Genomic DNA, 19384 nt, shown 5'->3' on the forward strand with positions numbered 1-19384 from the left:
GGCCGAGTTCTCATGTGGGCGGTCCGAAGCGGCGCCCGTCCCCGACAGGTTAAACCGCCCCGGCCGGTCGCGCCAAGCCGTGATCTGCTCGGCGCGCCTTTGGACCCTTAGCGACGGCGCGGGCTGAGGATGTCGCCCAGACGGTCCGGCGTGCCGGGAATCCGCTCCAGGCGCGGGTAGCGCAGGCCGTCGTGATAGTCGAAATCGACGGTGCGATAGCGGTCGCCGTTTTTGAGCAGCAGACGGATCGGGGCGTCGGTTCCCTTGGCGGCGGTGACTGCGTCGCGCAGCTTCTCGGCCGAGGCGGCGATGTCGTTGACGGCGACCAGCTCCCAGCCCGGCCCGATGTCGGCGTCGAAGGCGCGGCCGCCCCAGCGAATGCCGGTCAGCTTGTTCGACGAGGACAGGGTGAAGCCCAGGGAATACTGGAAGTCGTTGGCCCAGCCCGACTGGATGCGCTTCTCGTCGGCGGTCAGGGTGTCGGTGTAGGTCAGGCGGTAGCCGCCGCGCGCCAGACCGTCCAGCGGGGCCCTGGCGTCCGGCCCGCTGGCGTCCAGGCGGGTGCGCAGGAAGGTCGCCCAGTCATGCGGATGGACCGCGTTCAGCGCCGCGACCACGTCGTCGAACGTATAGCCGCGCGGCGCCCAGGAGCCGTCGTCGCCGCCGAAGAAGCCCTTGGCGAAGTCGTCCAGCGACTTCTTCCCGCCCGTCGCTTCGCGGATCAGGGTGTCGGCGTCCAACCAGATCAGCAGGGCCTCGCGGTAGTAGTCGCCCGTGCCGCGCATCCACGACGAATAGGGGTTCGAGGTGCGATAACCGAGCAGGTTGTGGTTGTTCGCATCCTGCAGCGGGCGCCATTCGCGGCCCGGCTGGTTGTCATAGAAGGCGGCGTTCTCGGCCACGGTGACCAGAATGTCTTCCTTGGAGGCCAGGCCCGAGCGGGCGGTCAGCACATCGCCCCAGTATTCCGTCTGACCCTCATAGACCCACAGAAGGGTGTTCTGGGTCGGGATGTTGTGGTTGGCGGTCAGTTCGTCGACCGGGCGCTGGCGCTTGCCGTTCCAGGCGTGGACGAACTCGTGCGGCAAGAGGCCGACGGCCCCCATGCTCTTGCCCCAGTTGGTGAAGAAGTCGGTCGGGACCGAGTTCTCGGACGAGCGATGATGCTCCAGGCCGATGCCGCCCATCTTCGACGTGGCGGCCACCAGGAAATCGTAGCGGTCATAGGGGCGGGCGCCGAACAGGCGGTCGGTCTGGGTGACCAGGTTCTCGAACCAGCCGAGCTGCTCGGTCGTGGGGGCCAGATCCTTGGCCGCATCGGCGACGATGTTCAGGTGGACGGCGCCTTCGCCGTTTCCGCGGCGCGGGTCGATGGCGATGCGCTGGAAGTTGGCGCCGCCGAACAGGGGGCTGTCGATCAGGGTGTAGAGGTCGGTCGGCGCAAACGTCGCCAGGCCGTCGACGAAGCTTTGGGTGTCCAGCGCCACGCCGTATTTCCAGCCCTGCGGCAGGCGGATCGACGGGGCGAAGGTGATGCCGGTGGAGCGATAGCCCGCCGGATAGAGCAGGGCCTTCTCCCACTGCAGATTGACCATCTCGGGCGTCATGACCACGCGCCAGGTCGAGCTGTCCGGCTGGGTCAGCCACTGGAAGTCGACGGTGATCTCGCTGACGCCCTGCGGCACCTCGATGTGGAAGGCGTAGGGGTCGATGGTGTCGCGCAGCCAGTCGATGCGGGCGCCGCCGCCCTGCACCGTGACGCCGGACACCAGCTGGATCGGGCCGGTCGCCGCGTGGTTGCCCGGCAGGAATTTCGGATAGAGCAGGACCAGGGGGCCGGGCGTGACCGGGATGGTCTGGCGCACGCGGACGATCTTCTTCTCGACGTCGGTGGCGTCGACCTCATAGCGGATGACGCCGGGATAGGCCTCGGCCGTCGGCGCCGGGATCGGCGGCAGGGCGCGGGGCAGGGCCAGCGGCGTGTTCTGCGGCGACGGCGCGGCGGGGGCCTGCGGGCCGGTCCATTGCTGAGCGAGCGCGGTCGAGGCGGCCGAGGTCAGCAGCAGGGCGAGGGCGGCGGCGGGCAGGCGTCGGGTCATCGGGTATCCAGAACTCAGAAAGCGGTCGGTATTAGGCTTGGCAGGAGGCGTTATCGGCGGCGAGGCGACAGGATGTCGCCCAGTCGGTCGGGCGTGCCTTCGATCCGTTCAAGATGCGGATAGCGCAGGCCGTCGTGGTAGTCGAAGCGCACCGTCCGGAAGCGGTCGCCGTTCTTGAGGATCAGCTCGATCGGTTCGGACGTCCCCTTGGCGGCGGTGACGGCTTCTTTCAGCGCGTCGGCCGATGCGGCGCGCCCGCCGACGGCGACGACTTCCCAGCCTGAGGTCAGGCCTTGTTCGAAGGCCGGGCCGCCCCACAGGACGGAGGTGATCTTGTTCGCACCATTCATCATGAAGCCGAGCGAATAGGTGAAGTCGTTGCGCCCCAGCTCCTTGTAGAGGGCGCCCATGTAGCCGGACGGCTCCTCCTTGAAGACCAGGCGGTAGCCGCCGCGCTCAATGCCGTCCAGCGGTCCGCGCGAGTCGGGGCCGACCGCGTCCAGACGTTCGCGCAGGAAGGCGGCCCAGTCGTTCCTCTGCACCCCATTCAGCGTCGAGGTTACATCGGCGAAGGTGTAGGGGGCCGGATCCCAGTCGCCGTCCTCGACGCCGAAGAAGGCCTTGGCGAAGTCGTCCAGCGACTTCTTCCCGCCGGTCCGCTCGCGGATCAGGGTGTCGGCGTCCAGCCAGATCAGCGCGCCTTCGCGGTAATAGTCCTCGCTGCGCTGATAGCTGCTCCAAGGTTGGGGGCGGCGTTGGCTGATGATGGGGTCGTTGGTGGTGTCCTGCATGGCGCGCCACTGGCGGCCGGGGATGTGCTGGAAGCTGGCGGCGCTCATGGCCAGGACGTCCAGCGCTTGCTGCTTGGACATCAGGCCCGCGCGGGCGGTCAGGACCAGGCCCCAGTACTGCGTCTGGCCCTCATAGACCCACATCAGGGAGTTCTGCAGCGGCTCGTTCAGATTGGGCGTCAGTTGGTCGGCCGGGCGGCGCCATTTGCCGTTCCAGCTGTGGGTGTATTCGTGACCCAGCAGGTCGCGGTCGGCCAGGGTCGCCTCGCGATCGGTGAAATACTTCACATCGACGCTGTTCTCGGACGAGCGGTGGTGCTCCAGCCCGATGCCGCCCAGCTTGTCCGTCACGGCCAGCAGGAAGTCGTAGTGGTTGAAGTGGCGCGCGCCGAACAGGCGGTCGGCCTGCTGGACCAGATTGCGGTGCAGTTGGACGTGCTCGTCCGTCGCCTCCAGCATCTTGGCGTCATCTGCCACGACGTTCAGGCGCACCGGCGAGCGGCCGCCCGGATCCAGGTCGATCTGGCGATAATGGGCGCCGGCGAAGACCGGGCTGTCAGCCAGATGCTCCAGCGTGATCGGGGCGAAGGTCGCCAGGCCGTTCTCGAAGCTGACGGTGTCCAGGGCGACGCCGTAGTTCCAGCCCTGAGGCAGCTTCAGCGTCGGCTGGAAGGTGATCTGACGCGAATAATAGCCCGCCGGATAGAGCAGGGCCTTTTCCCACTGGATGTTCAGCATCTCGGGCGTGACGACGACGCGGCCCTGATTGCCTTCAATGGGCGTCAGCCACTGGAAGGCGGCCTCGACCTCGGTCACGCCGGCCGGAACCTCGATCTGATAGGCCCAGGGCTGGACGGTGTTGCGCACCCACTCCAGCCGCCGCCCCTCGGCGGTGAAGGTCAGGCCGCCGACGTTGGCGACGGGGCCGACCGGGCCGTGGTTGCCGGGAATCCACTGCGGATAGAAGAGGACCAGAGGGCCGGGGCCGCTGACGGGGATGGTCTGGCGCACCTGGATCAGGCGGCGGTCGATGTCGGTGGCGTCGACGTCCAGCTTGATGGCGCCGGGATAGGCCTCGTCCTTGGCCGCTGGAATCGGCGCCAGGGCGACGGGCAGGGCGGGCGTTCCCACCTGGGCCAGGGCCGAACCGGCGCTGAACAGCAAGGCGGAGGCGCAGGCGGTGACAAGCAGGCGGGCGGCGGGACGCATCATCAGAGGGACTTTCCGGCAAGGCGGCGAGGACGCAGCAGATCACTGTGCGTTGCGGCTATGGTCAAGCCCGACGTGGGCGGATGAATTCGCCGTCATGTTTGGGGCGCCTGCGCGGAGGCGGATTTCACCGGCTTCGATTGCGTACTAGCGTGACAGCGGTGTCACAAGGCGATGGAGATCACATGAGCGGGAAGCGGATTCTGGCGAGCGTCGCCGCCGTGCTGGCGCTTTCGGCGTCGTCGCCGACGTTCGCGGCCCAGATGGCGGCGCCGGATCGCGCCAGCCCCGAACCCGTGATCGAGACCGGCGACGTCGACCGCTTCTATGCGCTTTACGACAGCACTGCCGGACGGCCGAGCGCTGAGCAGCTTCAGGCCTATCTGGATGGCGGCTCCACCGGCCTGACGCATCTGGCGAAGGTGCGCAGGGTGACGGGCGCGAGGATGGCGGACGCCATGGCTGCTCGACCCGAAATCTATGTCGAGGCGCGGGCCTGCGCTGACCACCTGCCGCGCGTCCGTGCGCGGGTCGCCGAGGGGCTGGCCCGCTTCATCGATCAGTATCCCGGGGCGCAGTTTCCGTCGGCGACCTTTGTGATCGGTCGCGGCCGCCCGGTCGCGGTCGGCAGTCCGGTAGACGGAATCCAGGTGGGCTTGGAGGCGCTCTGCGCCACCGACTTCATCAATCCCGACATCGAGGACCGCTTCGTGGGGGTTCTGATCCACGAGTATGTCCACACCCAGCAGGCGCCGGAGCTTACTGAAAAAGAGCAGTTCACGGTGCTGGAGGTGTCGATGGCCGAGGGCGTCGCGGAGTTCGTCACCGAACTGATGATCGGCGCGCCGGCCTATGCCTATCTCGCGCCGCAGACTCGTGGGCGCGAACTCGAGATTGAGACCGCCTTCATCGCTGATCAGGACAAGACCGACCTGTCGGCCTGGGTCTATAATTCAACGCCTGAGAAGCCTGGCGACCTCGGCTACTGGGTCGGCTACCGGATCGCCAAGGCCTACTACAGGAACGCCCCGGATAAACGCGAAGCCCTGCAGGCGATACTGCAGATGACGGATGTGAAGGGCTTCCTCGCTGAGAGCGGTTGGAGGCCGGGCATGAACCTGGACTAGCGCTCCGGGTTCACCTCAAGCAGTTCGACAGTGAAGCGCAGGGCCGAGTTGGCGGGGATTTCCGTGCCCATCCAGCGCGGGCCGTAAGCCAGATCGGCGGGGATGACGAACTCATAGGTCTCGCCTTCGCGCATCAGGGCCACGCCCTCGGTCCACCCCTTGATGACGCGGTTGAGCGGGAAGCTGGTCGGTTCGTTGCGCGAGTAGGAGCTGTCGAACTCGCGCCCATCGATGAAGGTGCCGCGATAGTGGACCTTGACCGTGTCGGTCGCCGTCGGCTGCTCGCCCTTGGGGTTGGCCTTGCTGACGCGACGATACTGCAGACCGGAGGGCGTGACGCTCCAGCCGCGCTGCTGGCTGTTCCACATCAGATAGGCGGCCTGGCCGACCTCCCAGTTCTCCTGGGTAGCGGGGCCGACGGGCGTGCGCGGTTCGGCGAGAGGAGCGTCTTGCGTCGAGGCGCAGGCGGCAAGCGACAGGGCGGCGAGAACGGGCAGGGCGATGTGCTTCATAAGGCTAGGCTTATCACGCTGATTGAAACTGTCGACTGCTCGCGTGAGGGGCCTTTATTTCGCCGAAGAAGGGCGTATATATGCGCGTTCGCAGATTCCCTGAATCCCGCGCGAAAGCGCCGAGGCCCGGTTTGTCGCCCTCCGACCGGTGCGAAGGCGTCGCCCCTCCCCAAGGGGGCGGATACATCCAGGCGTCCTGATCTGTTCGCGGATCGAGGGTGGGCGCCGAGAGACATTTACGGTCACGGATCGCCGGTCGGCGCGCCGTGGCTGCTGCATTGAGAGCGGGCCTCGCAAGGGGCCGCGATTGGGAAAACAGAATGGCCAAGTCCACCGACGGTCTCGCCTTGGGTAAGATCGCTGCCGCCACGTCGTTCACCGGCAAGAAGCGCATTCGCTACAGCTTCGGGCGCATCCCCGAAGCCGTGCAGATGCCGAACCTGATCGAGGTTCAGCGTGCTTCCTATGAGCAGTTCCTGCAGCGCGAGTCGCGCCCCGGTCTGCGCAACGACGAGGGCATTGAAGCGGTCTTCAAGTCGGTCTTCCCGATCAAGGACTTCAACGAACGCGCCGTCCTGGAATACGTCTCCTACGAGTTTGAAGACCCGAAGTACGACGTCGAGGAATGCATTCAGCGCGACATGACCTATGCCGCGCCGCTGAAGGTCAAGCTGCGCCTGATCGTCTTTGAGACCGAGGAAGAAACGGGCGCCCGTTCGGTCAAGGACATCAAGGAGCAAGACGTCTACATGGGCGACATCCCGCTCATGACGGACAAGGGCACCTTCATCGTCAACGGCACCGAGCGCGTGATCGTCTCGCAGATGCACCGCTCGCCGGGCGTCTTCTTCGACCACGACAAGGGCAAGACCCACTCGTCGGGCAAGCTGCTGTTCGCCGCCCGCGTCATTCCCTACCGTGGCTCGTGGCTGGACTTTGAGTTCGACGCCAAGGACATCGTCTACGTCCGCATCGACCGTCGTCGTAAGCTGCCCGCCACCACCTTCCTCTATGCCCTGGGCATGGACGGAGAAGAGATCCTCAAGACCTTCTACGAGACCGTTCCGTACGAGAAGCGCGGCGAAGGTTGGGTCACCCCCTACAAGCCGGAGCGCTGGCGCGGCGTGAAGCCGGAGTTCGATCTGGTCGACGCCGACACCGGCGAAGTGGTCGCCCCGGCCGGTCAGAAGATCAGCGCCCGCGCCGCCAAGAAGCTGGCCGACGGCGGTTTGAAGTCTCTGTCGCTGGCGGCTGACGCCCTGCTGACCAAGTATCTGGCCGCTGACGCCGTCAACTACCAGACCGGCGAAATCTACGCCGAGGCGGGCGACGAACTGGACGCCGCCGCGATCGAACTGCTGGAAGCCAACGGCTTCACCACCATCGACGTGCTGGACATCGACCACGTCACGGTCGGCGCCTACATGCGCAACACCCTGCGCGTGGACAAGAACACGGGCCGCGAGGACGCCCTGTTCGACGTCTATCGCGTCATGCGCCCGGGCGAGCCGCCGACGCCGGAAGCGGCCGAGGCCATGTTCAACTCCCTGTTCTTCGACGCCGAGCGCTACGACCTGTCGGCCGTGGGCCGCGTCAAGATGAACATGCGTCTGGAAACCCCTGAGGTTTCGGACGAAATCCGCGTCCTGCAGAAGGACGACGTGCTGAAGGTGCTGCAGATCCTGGTCGGCCTGAAGGACGGCCGCGGGGAGATCGACGACATCGACAACCTGGGCAACCGCCGGGTCCGTTCGGTCGGCGAGCTGCTGGAAAACCAGTACCGCGTCGGTCTGCTGCGCATGGAGCGCGCCATCAAGGAGCGTATGTCCTCGGTCGATATCGACACGGTCATGCCGCACGACCTGATCAACGCCAAACCGGCCGCCGCCGCCGTGCGTGAATTCTTCGGCTCGTCGCAGCTGTCGCAGTTCATGGACCAGACCAACCCGCTGTCGGAAATCACCCACAAGCGTCGCCTTTCGGCGCTTGGCCCGGGCGGTCTGACGCGCGAGCGCGCCGGCTTTGAAGTCCGCGACGTTCACCCGACGCACTACGGCCGCATCTGCCCGATCGAAACGCCGGAAGGCCCGAACATCGGTCTGATCAACTCCCTGGCCACGCACGCTCGCGTGAACAAGTACGGCTTCATCGAAAGCCCGTACCGTCGCGTGGTCGAAGGCAAGGCGACGGACGAGGTGGTCTACATCTCGGCCATGGAAGAGGCGAAGCACGTCATCGCCCAGGCCAACATCGACCTGAAGGACGGCGAGATCGTCGAGGAGCTGGTGCCGGGCCGTATCAACGGCGACTCGCAGCTGCTGACCAAGGAAACGGTCGACATGATGGACGTGTCGCCGAAACAGGTCGTTTCGGTCGCCGCCGCCCTGATCCCCTTCCTGGAAAACGACGACGCCAACCGCGCGCTGATGGGCGCCAACATGCAACGTCAGGCCGTGCCGCTGGTGCAGTCGGACGCGCCGCTGGTCGGCACCGGCATGGAAGCGGTCGTGGCCGTGGACTCCGGCGCGGTCGTGATCGCCCGTCGTGACGGCGTGGTCGAACAGATCGACGGCACCCGCATCGTGGTTCGCGCCACGGGCGACGTGGACGCCGGTCGTTCGGGCGTCGACATCTATCGCCTGTCGAAGTTCCAGCGCTCGAACCAGTCGACCTGCATCAACCAGCGCCCGATCGTGCGCGTGGGCGACGAAGTGAAGACCGGCGACGTGATCGCCGACGGTCCGTCGACGGATCTGGGCGAACTGGCTCTGGGCCGCAACGTCCTGGTCGCCTACATGCCCTGGAACGGCTACAACTTCGAAGACTCCATCCTGATCTCCGAGCGCATCGTGCGCGACGACATCTTCACCTCCATCCACCTCGAAGAGTTCGAAGTGATGGCGCGTGACACCAAGCTGGGTCCGGAAGAAATCACCCGCGACATCCCGAACGTCGGCGAGGAAGCCCTGCGCAACCTCGACGAGGCGGGCATCGTGGCCATCGGCGCCGAGGTCCAGCCGGGCGACATTCTGGTCGGCAAGGTGACGCCGAAGGGCGAAAGCCCGATGACCCCGGAAGAGAAGCTGCTGCGCGCCATCTTCGGCGAGAAGGCTTCGGACGTGCGCGACACCTCGCTGCGTCTGCCGCCGGGCGTCGCCGGCACCATCGTCGACGTGCGCGTGTTCAACCGTCACGGCATCGACAAGGACGAGCGCGCCGTGGCCATCGAACGCGCCGAGATCGAGCGTCTGGGCAAGGACCGCGACGACGAGCTCAAGATCCTTGAGCGCAACGTCTACGGCCGCGTGAAGCCGCTGCTGCTCGGCAAGACCGCCGTGTCCGGCCCGAAGGGCATGGGCCGCGGCGAGGTCACCGAAGAGAAGCTGGCCGAAGTGTCCAAGGGCCTGTGGTGGCAGGTCGCCCTCGACGACGAGAAGGCGATGGGCGAGCTGGAGGCCATGAAGAAGCAGTTCGAGGACGCCCGTAAGGCCCTCGACCGCCGCTTCGAAGACAAGGTTGAGAAGCTGCAGCGCGGCGACGAGATGCCGCCCGGCGTCATGAAGATGGTCAAGGTCTTCGTGGCCGTGAAGCGCAAACTGCAGCCGGGCGACAAGATGGCCGGCCGTCACGGCAACAAGGGCGTCATCTCCAAGATCCTGCCGATCGAGGACATGCCGCACCTGGACGACGGCACCCACGTCGACATCGTTCTGAACCCGCTGGGCGTGCCGTCGCGCATGAACATCGGCCAGATCTTCGAAACCCACCTGGGTTGGGCAGCCGCTGGCCTGGGCAAGCAGATCAAGGGCTTGCTCGAGCAGTGGATGGACGGCGGCATGCGCGACGCCCTGGTGTCGCGTCTGACTCAGATCTACGGCGCCGACACCCCGCTGCCGCAGAGCGACGAAGAGCTGATCGAACTGGCCCAGAACCTGTCCAAGGGCGTTCCGTTCGCGACTCCGGTCTTCGACGGCGCGCGCATCTCGGACATCGAGGATCTGCTGGAATCGGCGGACCTGGATCGTTCGGGTCAGTCGATCCTGTTCGACGGCCAGACGGGCGAGCAGTTCAAGCGTCCGGTCACGGTCGGCTATGTGTACATGCTGAAGCTGCACCACCTGGTCGACGACAAGATCCACGCCCGCTCGATCGGCCCGTACTCGCTCGTCACCCAGCAGCCGCTGGGCGGTAAGGCGCAGTTCGGCGGTCAGCGCTTCGGGGAAATGGAGGTCTGGGCTCTGGAAGCTTACGGCGCCGCCTACACCCTGCAGGAAATGCTGACGGTGAAGTCGGACGACGTAGCCGGCCGGACCAAGGTCTACGAGGCCATTGTCCGCGGCGACGACAGCTTCGAGGCCGGCATCCCCGAGTCCTTCAACGTGCTGGTGAAGGAAATGCGCTCGCTGGGTCTGAACGTGGAGCTGGAAAACAGCTGACCGGATCAAGCGCCCTTCCTCGCCTCGGCGGGGGAGGGCGGTCCGCCTGTTCTCCTCTCTGAATGATTTTCGCGGGGCATTCCCGCAGAAGGAATAAAGATGAACCAGGAAGTCCTGAACATCTTCAACCCGGTCCCGGTCACCCCGACCTTCGACCAGATCAAGATCGCCCTGGCCTCGCCGGAGAAGATCCGTTCGTGGTCGTTCGGCGAGATCAAGAAGCCGGAAACCATCAATTACCGCACGTTCAAGCCCGAGCGTGACGGCCTGTTCTGCGCCCGTATCTTTGGCCCGACCAAGGACTACGAATGCCTGTGCGGCAAGTACAAGCGCATGAAGTACAAGGGCATCATCTGCGAGAAGTGCGGCGTTGAAGTCACCCTGGCTCGCGTTCGCCGCGAGCGCATGGGTCACATCGACCTGGCCGCTCCGGTCGCCCACATCTGGTTCCTGAAGTCGCTGCCGTCGCGCATCTCGCTGATGCTGGACATGGCGCTGAAGGACGTCGAGCGCGTCCTGTACTTCGAGAACTACATCGTCACCGAGCCGGGCCTGACCCCGCTGAAGCAGAACCAGCTGCTGACGGAAGACGAATTCTATCACTATCAGGAAGAGTTCGGCGACGACGGCTTCACGGCCGAGATCGGCGCCGAGGCGGTCCGCAACCTGCTGATGGCGATCGACCTGAACGCCGAGGCCGAGAAGCACCGCGCCGAACTGGCCGACAACCCGTCGGAGCTGAAGGCCAAGAAGGCGTCCAAGCGACTGAAGCTGCTGGAAGCCTTCATCGAGTCGGGCAACAAGCCCGAGTGGATGATCCTGACCATCGTCCCGGTCATCCCGCCGGAACTGCGTCCGCTGGTGCCGCTGGACGGCGGCCGCTTCGCGACGTCGGACCTGAACGACCTGTATCGCCGGGTCATCAACCGGAACAACCGCCTGAAGCGCCTGATCGAGCTGCGCGCGCCGGACATCATCATCCGCAACGAAAAGCGGATGCTGCAGGAATCCGTCGACGCCCTGTTCGACAACGGCCGTCGCGGTCGCGTCATCACCGGCGCGAACAAGCGTCCGCTGAAGTCGCTGGCCGACATGCTGAAGGGCAAGCAGGGTCGCTTCCGTCAGAACCTGCTGGGCAAGCGCGTCGACTACTCGGGCCGTTCGGTCATCACCGTGGGCCCCGAGCTGAAGCTGCATGAGTGCGGCCTGCCCAAGAAGATGGCCCTGGAGCTGTTCAAGCCGTTCATCTACGCGCGTCTGGACGCCAAGGGCCTGTCGGGCACCGTCAAGCAGTCCAAGCGCATGGTCGAGCGCGAGCAGCCCGCCGTCTGGGATATCCTGGACGAGGTCATCCGCGAGCACCCGGTTCTGCTGAACCGCGCGCCGACGCTTCACCGTCTGGGCATCCAGGCGTTCGAGCCCAAGCTGATCGAGGGCAAGGCCATCCGCCTGCACCCGCTGGTCTGTACGGCGTTCAACGCTGACTTCGACGGCGACCAGATGGCCGTGCACGTCCCGCTGAGCCTTGAGGCCCAGCTGGAAGCGCGCGTGCTGATGATGTCGACGAACAACATCCTGTCGCCCGCCAACGGCAAGCCGATCATCGTGCCTTCGCAGGACATCGTCCTGGGCCTGTACTACCTGTCGCTGGTCAAGGAGAACCAGCCGGGCGAGGGCAAGCTGTTCGCCAACATGGGCGAGATCGACGCGGCGCTGGACGCCCAGGTCGTCAAGCTGCACACCAAGATCAAGGCGCGCTGGACCGAGATGAACTCAGACGGCGAAGTCGTGACCAAGGTGATTGACACCACGCCGGGCCGGATGAAGCTGGGCGCTCTGCTGCCGCTGAACCCGAACATCGGCTACAAGCTTCTTGAGAAGAACCTGACCAAGAAGGAAATCGGCAACCTGATCGATCAGGTCTACCGTCACTGCGGTCAGAAGGCGACGGTCATCTTCGCCGACCAGATGATGCAGATGGGCTTCCGTGAAGCGGCCAAGGCCGGCATCTCGGTGGGCAAGGACGACATCGTCATCCCGGCCAAGAAGGAACAGCTGGTCAACGAAACCCGCACCCAGGTGGAAGAGTACGAGCAGCAATATGCTGACGGCCTGATCACCAAGGGCGAGAAGTACAACAAGGTCGTCGACGCCTGGGCCAAGGCCACGGACAAGATCGCCGATGAGATGATGGGCGAAATCGCTCAGCCGCGCGTCCTGATCAAGGGTCAGGAGCCGGACATCAACTCGGTCTTCATGATGGCCAACTCGGGCGCTCGTGGCTCGCAGGCTCAGATGAAGCAACTAGGCGGCATGCGCGGCCTGATGGCCAAGCCCTCGGGCGAAATCATCGAGACGCCGATCATCTCGAACTTCAAGGAAGGCCTGACCGTCCTTGAGTACTTCAACTCCACCCACGGCGCCCGTAAGGGTCTGGCCGACACCGCGCTGAAGACCGCCAACTCGGGTTACCTGACCCGCCGTCTGGTGGACGTGGCGCAGGACTCCATCGTCACCGAGGAAGACTGCGGCTCGACGCGCGGCATCACCCTGCGCGCCGTGGTCGAAGGCGGCGACGTGCTCGTCTCGCTGGGCCAGCGCGTCCTGGGCCGTTACGCGGCCGAGGACATCAAGGAGCCGGGCGGCGAAGTCCTGTTCCCTGCGGACACCTATCTGCAGGAAGAGGAAGTCGAGCTGATCGACAAGGTCGGCGTCCAGTCCATCAAGGTCCGTTCGGCCCTGACGTGTGAAGCCGACGCCGGCATCTGCGGCATGTGCTACGGCCGTGACCTGGCGCGCGGCACCAACGTCAACATCGGCGAAGCGGTCGGCGTCATCGCCGCCCAGTCGATCGGCGAGCCGGGCACCCAGCTGACGATGCGTACCTTCCACATCGGCGGTACGGCTCAGGTGGCGGAAACCTCGTTCTTCGAGGCGACCAACGCGGGCGTCATCAAGGTCGTCGGCCCGACCGTTATCGCCGCTCACGGCGATCCGGTGGCCATGAGCCGCAACGTCGTGGTCACCGTGACCGTCGACGGCAAGGACCGCGAATCCTACAAGGTGCCGTACGGCGCGCGCCTGCGCGTCAAGGACGGCGGCGAGGTGGTTAAGAACCAACGCCTGGCCGAGTGGGATCCGTACACCACCCCGATCCTGACGGAAGTCGGCGGCGTGGTGCGCTTCGAGGATCTGGTCGAGGGCCTGTCGGTCAAGGAAGAGACGGACGAGGCCACGGGCATCGCCCAACGCGTCGTCTCCGACTGGCGCGCCAGCCCGCGCGGCGCGGACCTGCGTCCGGCCATGGGCGTCACCCAGGGCGACAGCTACGCCAAGCTGTCGAGCGGTTCTGACGCGCGTTATCTGCTGCCCGTGGGGGCCATCCTGTCGGTGGCCAACGGCGACGAGGTCAAGCCGGGCGACATCATCGCCCGTATCCCGACCGAAGGCGCCAAGACCCGCGACATCACCGGCGGTCTGCCGCGCGTGGCCGAACTGTTCGAAGCCCGTCGTCCGAAGGACTGCGCGGTCATCGCCGAAATGGACGGCCGCGTCGAATTCGGTCGCGACTACAAGAACAAGCGCCGCATCAAGATCACCCCGGAGCCGGATGCCGACGGCAACCAGGCCGAGGCGGTCGAGTTCTTGATCCCGAAGGGCAAGCACATCTCCGTCCACGACGGCGATCTGATCCAGAAGGGCGACTACATCATCGACGGCAACCCGGATCCGCACGACCTGCTGCGCATTCAGGGCGTCGAGGCGCTGGCCGAGTATCTGGTGAACGAAGTGCAGGAGGTCTACCGACTGCAGGGCGTGCCGATCAACGACAAGCACATCGAAGTCATCGTCCGTCAGATGCTGCAGAAGGTCGAGGTCATCGACTCCGCCGAGACGACGCTCATCAAGGGCGACCACGTCGATCGGGTCGAAGTCGACATCGAGAACGCCAAGGTCGAGAAGCGCGGCGGCCGCATCGCCACCGTGCAGCCGGTCCTGCTGGGCATCACCAAGGCGTCGCTGCAGACCCGCAGCTTCATCTCGGCGGCCTCGTTCCAGGAGACCACCCGCGTCCTCACCGAGGCTTCGGTCCACGGCAAGAAGGACACGCTGGAAGGCCTGAAGGAAAACGTGATCGTGGGTCGCCTGATCCCGGCGGGCACGGGCTCCTACCTGCGCAGCCTGCAGAAGATCGCCAACGAGCGTGACGCTGAGCTGACCCAGGCCCGCGAAGACGCGGTCGAGCCGCTTCCCGCGGACCTGGCCCTGGAGTTGGAGCAGTCGGCCGACTGATCCGGGTTCAGACCTGAAAGACAGAAGAGGGCGGCGTCGAAAGGCGCCGCTCTTTTTTGTTTGGCCTACCGCGCATTGCGCTGCTTGAGGCCGTTGGGCGTGCACGGGCTGAGAGGGCGTGCGCCGAGAGCCTACTGCGGCCGCATCGGCTCGCGCGGACCGGCGGCGCCGGGCGTCATCGGGCGGCCCGAGGCCGGGGCGCCGTCGCGGCGGGTCTGGACGTTGCGGTTGGAGTCCATCTGCATCGAGGAATCCAGGTGGGCGCCCGCGCAGCCCGTGCCGAAGTTAGAGCCGGGGCAGTCCTGCGGCGCCAGTACGCCGACGCCGCCGCTGAGCGGGCGTCGTTGTGCCTCGTATCGTTGCATCTCGCGCGCGCCTTCGCGGGCGAAACGGGCGTCGCGCTCGGCGTTGCCGGTGCCGGTGATGCGGCCGTTCTCTGCGCCCTGCGCCGCGCGGGCGTTGAAGCGCTCGTCGCAGATGATCTCTTCCCCGCGTCGCAACAGTCGGCCGGCGGGGCAGCCGGCGGGCGAGGTGCGCAGCGCCCGGGCGTTGCGGCCGGACTGGCCTTCCGGCGTCACCCGCCAGGCGTCCGACACACCGTCCACGCCTGAGGCGGCGGCCGAAGGCGCGCCGGGCGCCGGATTGGCCAGGCGCGGGGCGGGCGGAGCGGGCAGGCCGTCGCGGCCGTCCTCTTCGTCTTTCTTGCGCGGGCGGATGGGGGCGATCACGGCGGGGGCGGTCGGCGCCCGCTCCAGTGCGGCGGCGGGCGGCGCGGGGGCCGCCTTGGGCGCAGGGGTCGGCAGGGGCGGGGCTTGCGGCGCAGTTCGAGGAGGCGGCGTCGCCTGAACCGCGGGGGGCGCCGGAGCAGGAGCCGGCGAAGGTTGGGCTGCAGTTCTCTGAGGCGGTTGCGCTTCCATCGGCGTGGGCGGAGGCGTCGGGACGCGCGTCGGCGCAGGCAGGGGCGGCGACGGCTGCGGCGGAACGAACGGACGTTCGAGTTCAAGCTGGATGATCGGCGGCGCCGGCGGCGGAGGGAGAGCCTCGCGCCGGTCGTCCGCCGCATAGCGAGCCATGCTGCCCAGCACGATCACGTGCATCAGCAGGGAGGCCCCCGCCGTCAGGGTCCGCTTGAGGCGCGGTCGCGCCCTTTTCGCGGGGTCTGCGGTCAGAACGGCGATGCTCATGAAGGCTCCCCCATCGTCTGAACGAATGATGCCTAGGCAAGCATGGCGATATATAGGCGCAATATCATTGATCCCTGAACAGGATGCGAACGCGGGGCTGCAGGCGTCGGCCTGAGCGAATCCCTTGACCTGTTAACGGATCGCGCGTAGAAGCCGCGCACTTTCGAGACGTGGGCGGTTCGCCGTCCGCTGAGATCGTGACAATTGAACGGACGGGCTGTGTCCCGCCGGAACGCCCGAAGCGCGCGTTCCGGTTTTTCTGTTTGGGCGTCGTGACCTCGGCTCGATAACACCCGGGCGGGGCTTCGGTCCCGTTCAAAAGAAGGCTCATGAGGCGCTCCGGTCGAAAGACACACGCCTCCACATCGAAAAGAGACGAATTCGAATGCCCACGATCAACCAGCTGATCCGCAAGCCCCGCAAGCCGAAGCCGGTTCGCAACAAGGTTCCGGCCCTGGAGGGTTCGCCCCAGCGTCGCGGCGTCTGCACCCGCGTGTACACCACGACCCCGAAGAAGCCGAACTCGGCTCTGCGTAAGGTCGCCAAGGTCCGCCTGGCCAAGAACGGCGTCGAAGCCGTGTGCTACATCCCCGGCGAAGGCCACAACCTGCAGGAGCACTCGGTCGTGCTGATCCGCGGCGGCCGCGTGAAGGACTTGCCCGGCGTTCGCTACCACATCCTGCGCGGCGTGCTCGATACGCAAGGCGTCAAGGACCGCAAGCAGCGTCGTTCGCACTACGGCGCCAAGCGTCCGAAGTAATCGGCCCCGGCCTACGTTTCAGAGATTTTCCCGACGTCAGTCGGGCCCGAGAAGGAATAACCCATGTCGCGTCGTCACCGCGCCCAGAAGCGTGAAGTTCTGCCGGATCCCAAGTTCGGAGACCTGGTGGTCACCAAGTTCATGAACTACGTCATGTACGAAGGTAAGAAGGCCGTCGCCGAAAACATCGTTTACGGTGCCTTCGACATCCTGGCGGACAAGAAGAAGGAGCAGACTGCGGTCGAGACCTTCCACGCCGCCCTGGAAAACGTCGCCCCGTCGGTCGAAGTCCGTTCGCGTCGCGTCGGCGGCGCCACCTACCAGGTGCCGGTCGAGGTCCGTCCGGACCGTCGTCGCGCCCTGGCCATCCGCTGGCTGGTCAACGCCGCGCGCAACCGCGGCGAAAACACCATGACGGAAAAGCTGGCCGCCGAGCTGCTGGACGCCTCGAACAACCGCGGCACCGCGGTCAAGAAGCGCGAAGACACCCACAAGATGGCCGAAGCCAACCGCGCCTTCAGCCACTACCGCTGGTAAGCGTCTTAAAACCGCCAATGGCGGCGACTATTTAAGACGATCCGGCGCGGGCGTTCAGGTTGAACCGCCCGCGCCGTCATATCCGACACCCCAGGGCGCTCGCCGCGTCCGCGAAGCTCCCGGAAGGCAACTTCAATGCCCCGCACACATAAAATCGAAGACTACCGCAACTTCGGCATCATGGCCCACATCGACGCGGGCAAGACGACGACGACCGAGCGGATCCTGTTCTACACCGGCAAGAACCACAAAATGGGCGAGACGCACGACGGCGCGTCCACCATGGACTGGATGGATCAGGAGCAGGAACGCGGCATCACCATCACGTCGGCCGCGACGACCGCTTTCTGGCGCGAAAAGCGCCTGAACATCATCGACACCCCCGGCCACGTGGACTTCACCATTGAAGTCGAGCGTTCGCTGCGCGTGCTCGACGGCGCCGTCACGGTGCTGGACGGCAACGCCGGCGTCGAGCCGCAAACGGAAACCGTCTGGCGCCAGGCTGACAAGTACAACGTTCCGCGCATCGTCTTCGTCAACAAGATGGACAAGATCGGCGCCGACTTCGAAAAGTCGGTCGAGTCGATCCGCGACCGTCTGGGCGCCAAGGCCGTGCCGATCCAACTGCCGATCGGTTCGGAATCGAACCTGAAGGGCGTGGTCGACCTGGTCGAGATGAAGGCCCTGGTCTGGGAAACCGACCAGGTCGGCGCCTCGGCCGACGTGCGCGACATCCCGGCCGACATGGCTGACGCCGTGGCCGCCGCTCGCCAGTACCTGGTCGACAACGCCGTCGAGATCGACGATGAGGCGATGGAAGCCTATCTGGAAGGCAACGAGCCCTCGGTTGAAGTGCTGAAGCGCTGCATCCGTAAGGCCGTCATCACCGGCGCCTTCTACCCGATCCTGGCCGGCTCGGCCTTCAAGAACAAGGGCGTCCAGCCCCTGCTCGACGCCGTCGTCGACTACCTGCCGTCGCCGGTGGACATCCCGCCGACGCCGGGCATCGACTTCAAGACCGAAGAGCCGATCACCCGCAAGGCTTCGGACGAAGAGCCCCTGTCGGTTCTGGCGTTCAAGATCATGGACGACCCCTTCGTCGGTTCGATCACCTTCTGCCGCCTGTACTCGGGCAAGATGGAGACCGGCCAGTCGCTGCTGAACTCGTCGCGCGACAAGCGTGAGCGTGTCGGCCGCATGCTGCTGATGCACTCGAACAACCGCGAGGACATCAAGGAAGCCTACGCTGGCGACATCGTCGCCCTGGCCGGCCTGAAGGAAACCCGCACGGGCGACACCCTGTGCGATCCGCTGAAGTCGCCGGTCATCCTCGAGAAGATGGAATTCCCGGCGCCGGTTATCGAGATCGCCGTCGAGCCCAAGACCAAGGCCGACCAGGAGAAGCTGGGCGTCGCCCTGGCCAAGCTGGCTTCGGAAGATCCGTCCTTCACCGTCTCGACCGACCACGAGTCGGGCCAGACGATCCTGAAGGGCATGGGCGAGCTGCACCTGGACATCAAGATCGACATCCTGAAGCGCACCTACAAGGTCGAAGCGACCATCGGCGCGCCGCAGGTGGCCTATCGCGAGTCCATCAGCCGCAAGGCCGAGATCGACTACACCCACAAGAAGCAGACCGGCGGTACGGGCCAGTTCGCCCGCGTCAAGCTGGTGTTCGAGCCGGGCGAGCCGGGTTCGGACTTCGTCTTCGAGTCGGCCATCGTCGGCGGCGCGGTGCCCAAGGAATACATCCCGGGCGTCGAAAAGGGCCTGAAGTCGGCCAAGGACAACGGCCTGCTGGCCGGCTTCCCGGTGATCGACGTCAAGGCCACCCTGGTGGACGGCGCTTTCCACGACGTCGACTCCTCGGTCCTGGCCTTCGAAATCGCGTCGCGCGCTGCGTTCCGCGAGCTGAAGGAAAAGGGCGGACCGAAGCTGCTCGAGCCGATCATGGCGGTCGAGGTCGTGACCCCGGAAGAGTACCTGGGTTCGATCATCGGCGACCTGAACGGCCGTCGCGGCATGATCCAGGGGCAGGACATGCGCGGCAACGCTGTCGTCGTGAACGCCTTCGTGCCGCTGGCCAACATGTTCGGCTATGTGAACACGCTGCGCGGCATGTCGCAGGGCCGCGCCCAGTTCACCATGCAGTACGACCACTACGAAGCGGTGCCGCAACACGTCGCCGACGAAGTGATCAAGAAGTACGCCTAAGTCCGTCTTTTCGACGGACTCACTTGAAAACGGGGCGGTTTGACCACAAATCGCCCCACCTATCCCCAAACCCATTTGGACCCCCGTTTTGGGGATGCCAGGAGCTAGAGAATGGCCAAGGAAAAGTTCGAACGCACGAAGCCGCACGTGAACATCGGCACGATCGGTCACGTTGACCACGGCAAGACGACGCTGACGGCGGCGATCTCGATGACGCTGGCG

The 19384-nt window shown here is 65.7% G+C and carries 11 protein-coding genes; 7 read left to right on the forward strand and 4 right to left on the reverse strand.

All coding sequences use genetic code 11. From position 1 onward, the window contains the following. Positions 1-107 precede the first annotated feature (107 nt). Both ACU5AP_RS13315 and ACU5AP_RS13320 read right to left on the reverse strand, forming a co-directional pair. A complete protein-coding gene (locus ACU5AP_RS13315) occupies positions 108-2099 on the reverse strand; it encodes a M61 family metallopeptidase (RefSeq protein WP_128720292.1) in 1992 nt (663 codons plus the stop codon). Between the two features lie 50 nt (positions 2100-2149). Next, positions 2150-4099 (reverse strand): M61 family metallopeptidase, encoded by a 1950-nt coding sequence (locus ACU5AP_RS13320; protein WP_373863227.1) that lies wholly within the window; start codon positions 4097-4099, stop codon positions 2150-2152. Between the two features lie 185 nt (positions 4100-4284). On the opposite strand from ACU5AP_RS13320, the gene ACU5AP_RS13325 reads away from it, so the two are divergent. Further along, complete coding sequence (locus ACU5AP_RS13325) at positions 4285-5226, forward strand: DUF2268 domain-containing putative Zn-dependent protease (RefSeq protein WP_164918032.1); 942 nt, start codon at positions 4285-4287, stop codon at positions 5224-5226. Here ACU5AP_RS13325 and ACU5AP_RS13330 read toward each other — a convergent pair. Then, positions 5223-5738, reverse strand: a complete 516-nt coding sequence (locus ACU5AP_RS13330; RefSeq protein ID WP_128720289.1) for an FKBP-type peptidyl-prolyl cis-trans isomerase — start codon at positions 5736-5738, stop codon at positions 5223-5225. The two genes, ACU5AP_RS13325 and ACU5AP_RS13330, sit on opposite strands and share 4 nt — an antisense overlap. A 320-nt stretch (positions 5739-6058) precedes the next feature. On the opposite strand from ACU5AP_RS13330, the gene rpoB reads away from it, so the two are divergent. Then, entirely contained in the window at positions 6059-10174 is a 4116-nt protein-coding gene (gene rpoB / locus ACU5AP_RS13335; RefSeq protein ID WP_128720288.1) for a DNA-directed RNA polymerase subunit beta, read from the forward strand. 99 nt (positions 10175-10273) lie between these two features. Continuing rightward, positions 10274-14467: a DNA-directed RNA polymerase subunit beta' gene (gene rpoC, locus ACU5AP_RS13340; protein WP_076224664.1), complete on the forward strand. Its 4194-nt coding sequence runs from the start codon at positions 10274-10276 to the stop codon at positions 14465-14467. 131 nt (positions 14468-14598) lie between these two features. Here rpoC and ACU5AP_RS13345 read toward each other — a convergent pair whose 3' ends face one another. Next, positions 14599-15651 (reverse strand): hypothetical protein, encoded by a 1053-nt coding sequence (locus ACU5AP_RS13345; protein WP_128720287.1) that lies wholly within the window; start codon positions 15649-15651, stop codon positions 14599-14601. 385 nt (positions 15652-16036) lie between these two features. On the opposite strand from ACU5AP_RS13345, the gene rpsL reads away from it, so the two are divergent. The 4 genes from rpsL to ACU5AP_RS13365 all read left to right on the forward strand — a co-directional run. Then, positions 16037-16411, forward strand: a complete 375-nt coding sequence (gene rpsL / locus ACU5AP_RS13350) for a 30S ribosomal protein S12 (protein WP_003165508.1) — start codon at positions 16037-16039, stop codon at positions 16409-16411. Positions 16412-16474: 63 nt separating this feature from the next. After that, positions 16475-16948 (forward strand): 30S ribosomal protein S7, encoded by a 474-nt coding sequence (rpsG, locus tag ACU5AP_RS13355; RefSeq protein ID WP_003165507.1) that lies wholly within the window; start codon positions 16475-16477, stop codon positions 16946-16948. Positions 16949-17083: 135 nt separating this feature from the next. Beyond that, positions 17084-19162 carry an elongation factor G gene (gene fusA, locus ACU5AP_RS13360; protein WP_046654608.1) on the forward strand — a complete coding sequence of 693 codons (2079 nt, stop codon included), beginning with the start codon at positions 17084-17086 and terminating at the stop codon, positions 19160-19162. A 111-nt stretch (positions 19163-19273) separates the two neighbouring features. Beyond that, the coding region (locus ACU5AP_RS13365; RefSeq protein ID WP_346532223.1) for a GTP-binding protein at positions 19274-19384 on the forward strand (111 nt) is incomplete at its 3' end.

The sequence above is a fragment of the Brevundimonas sp. RM1 genome, assembly GCF_052907225.1.

Coding starts and splice junctions, on each gene's coding strand:
- rpoB (WP_128720288.1), top strand. CDS start 6,059: ATGGCCAAGTCCACCGACGGTCTCGCCTTGGGTAAGATCGCTGCCGCC.
- ACU5AP_RS13330 (WP_128720289.1), bottom strand. CDS start 5,738: ATGAAGCACATCGCCCTGCCCGTTCTCGCCGCCCTGTCGCTTGCCGCC.
- rpsL (WP_003165508.1), top strand. CDS start 16,037: ATGCCCACGATCAACCAGCTGATCCGCAAGCCCCGCAAGCCGAAGCCG.
- rpsG (WP_003165507.1), top strand. CDS start 16,475: ATGTCGCGTCGTCACCGCGCCCAGAAGCGTGAAGTTCTGCCGGATCCC.
- ACU5AP_RS13315 (WP_128720292.1), bottom strand. CDS start 2,099: ATGACCCGACGCCTGCCCGCCGCCGCCCTCGCCCTGCTGCTGACCTCG.
- ACU5AP_RS13325 (WP_164918032.1), top strand. CDS start 4,285: ATGAGCGGGAAGCGGATTCTGGCGAGCGTCGCCGCCGTGCTGGCGCTT.
- fusA (WP_046654608.1), top strand. CDS start 17,084: ATGCCCCGCACACATAAAATCGAAGACTACCGCAACTTCGGCATCATG.
- ACU5AP_RS13345 (WP_128720287.1), bottom strand. CDS start 15,651: ATGAGCATCGCCGTTCTGACCGCAGACCCCGCGAAAAGGGCGCGACCG.
- ACU5AP_RS13320 (WP_373863227.1), bottom strand. CDS start 4,099: ATGCGTCCCGCCGCCCGCCTGCTTGTCACCGCCTGCGCCTCCGCCTTG.
- rpoC (WP_076224664.1), top strand. CDS start 10,274: ATGAACCAGGAAGTCCTGAACATCTTCAACCCGGTCCCGGTCACCCCG.